Source organism: Hymenobacter arcticus (assembly GCF_054779975.1).
On record NZ_BAAGXF010000042.1, the window covers coordinates 1 to 1,930 of the forward strand.

General features: G+C 65.0%; 1 protein-coding gene. It reads right to left on the reverse strand.

From position 1 onward, the window contains the following. The coding region (locus tag ACYVGC_RS24930; protein WP_460586561.1) for a phosphoketolase family protein at positions 1 to 1,930 on the reverse strand (1,930 nt) is incomplete at both ends.

The following is a 1,930-nucleotide window of genomic DNA, read 5'->3' on the forward strand; positions in this document are numbered from 1 at the left end:
TACGCTTTCCACTGCCAGTTGCGCACCTCGGGCATGTCCTCGCCGTGGGTGGTGATGTACTGGCGGTGCTCCACCAGCTTATCTTTCAGATGCTGTTTTAGATACGCGCCCTTATTGCCGAGCTGGGGCACGCGGTCGAGCACGTCCATGGCCAGGTGGAAGCGGTCCATGTCGTTGAGCACCGTCATGTCGAAGGCCGTCGTTATCGTGCCTTCTTCCTTGTAGCCGCGCACGTGGATGTGCTGGTTGTTGGCGCGGTTGTAGGTGAGGCGATGCACCAGCCAAGGGTAGCCGTGGAAAGCGAAAATGACGGGCTTGTCGCGGGTAAACAGCGCGTCATAATCGGCGTCGTTCAGGCCGTGCGGGTGCTCGGTATGGCGCTGGAGCTTCAGCAAATCGACCACGTTCACGACCCGGATTTTCAGCTCGGGCAAATGCTCGCGAAGGATGGAAGCCGCCGCTAGAATTTCGAGCGTGGGCACGTCGCCGCAGCAGGCCAGCACGGCATCGGGCTCCTGGCCGGCGTCGGTGCTGGCCCAGGGCCACAGGCCGATGCCCTCGGCGCAGTGGGTGCGGGCGGCGTCCAGGCTCAGCCACTGGGGGGCGGGGTGCTTGCCGGCCACAATCACGTTCACGTAGTGGCGGCTGCGCAGGCAATGGTCCATCACGGAGAGCAGGCAGTTGGCATCGGGCGGCAAATACACGCGCACGATGCTGGCTTTCTTATTGACAACGTGGTCGATAAAGCCGGGGTCTTGGTGCGTGAAGCCGTTGTGGTCCTGCCGCCACACGGTGGAAGTCAGCAGGTAGTTGAGCGAGGCGAGGTTGCGCCGCCAGGGAATCTCCAGCGTCATTTTCAGCCACTTGGCGTGCTGGTTGAACATCGAGTCCACGATGTGCACGAAGGCCTCGTAGCTATTAAACAAGCCGTGGCGGCCGGTGAGTAAGTAGCCTTCGAGCCAGCCCTGGCACTGGTGTTCGCTCAGCATTTCCATCACGCCCCCGTCCGGCGCCAGAAACTCATCGTTGACCGCCACCGCGGCGTCCCACTGCCGGCTGGTGGCTTCAAACACGGCATCGAGCTTGTTGGACAGCGTTTCGTCGGGCCCGAAGACGCGGAAGTTGCGCGGGGCCGCATTCAGCCGCAGCACGTCGCGCAAAAACTGACCCACCGTGCCCGTGTCGCTGGCCTCCACGCTGCCCGGCACTGGCACGGCCACCGCGTAGTCGGCGTAGTCGGGCAGGTGGAGGTCGTGCAGCAGCAGGCCGCCGTTGGCGTTGGGGTTGGCGCCCATGCGGCGGTCGCCGCGCGGGGCCAGCTCGGCCAGCTCGGGGCGCAGGCGGCCGGCTTCGTCAAATAATTCTTCGGGCTTGTAGCTTCGCAGCCAGGCTTCTAGCTGCGCCAGGTGCTCGGGCGGCGACGTGGCCGACACGGCCAGCGGCACTTGGTGCGCGCGGAAGGTACCCTCGTTGGGCCGGCCATCGACCTCTTTCGGGCCGGTCCAGCCCTTGGGCGAGCGCAACACGATGAGCGGCCAGCGCGGCCGGGTGAGGTCGCCGTGCTCGCGGGCGCGCTGCTGAATCTGGTGGATGTCGCAGACCACCTCTTCCAGCGCGGCGGCCATGGCCTGGTGCATCAGCGCGGGCTCGTGGCCCTCCACGTAGTAGGGCGTCCAGCCGTAGCCGCGCAGCAGCTGGTCGAGCTCTTCGGGCGTGATGCGGGCCAGCACCGTGGGGTTGGAAATCTTGTAGCCGTTGAGGTGCAGAATGGGCAGCACCGCGCCATCGGTGGCCGGGTTGAGGAACTTGTTGGAGTGCCAGGCAGTGGCCAGCGGCCCGGTTTCGGCCTCGCCGTCGCCAATCACGCAGGCCACAATTAATTCAGGATTATCAAACACCGCCCCGAAAGCGTGGCTAAGCGAGTAGCCCA